1 protein-coding gene is annotated in these 249 nt (G+C 69.5%); it reads left to right on the top strand.

Annotated elements, in window-relative coordinates; translation table 11 throughout:
* A partial coding sequence (locus G4D83_RS45420; protein ID WP_163871195.1) for an nSTAND3 domain-containing NTPase occupies positions 1–249 on the top strand: 249 nt, incomplete at both ends.

Raw genomic sequence — 249 nt, 5'->3', positions numbered from 1 at the left:
GCCCGCCTACGTCACCCACTTCGGCTTCTGCGATGCGCCCTTCTCCAAGGAGATTGCCGACGCGGACCTCTGGCTGCCAGCTTCCAAGACGGACCTCGTCGAGCAACTCTGCGAGGCCGTACGCGAGCGGCAGAGCGTCATGCTGGTGGGCGAGCCCGGCGTCGGCAAGACGTGCGTCCTGCGCGCGCTCCGCCACCGGCTGCCCCAGGCGGGCTTCCGCCTCACCTACTGTCACAACGCCACGCTGGG

This window comes from Myxococcus eversor, from assembly GCF_010894455.1.
In the GTDB taxonomy this organism is placed as follows: Bacteria; Myxococcota; Myxococcia; order Myxococcales; family Myxococcaceae; genus Myxococcus; species Myxococcus eversor.
This window is presented reverse-complemented; position numbering and strand designations above follow the sequence as displayed.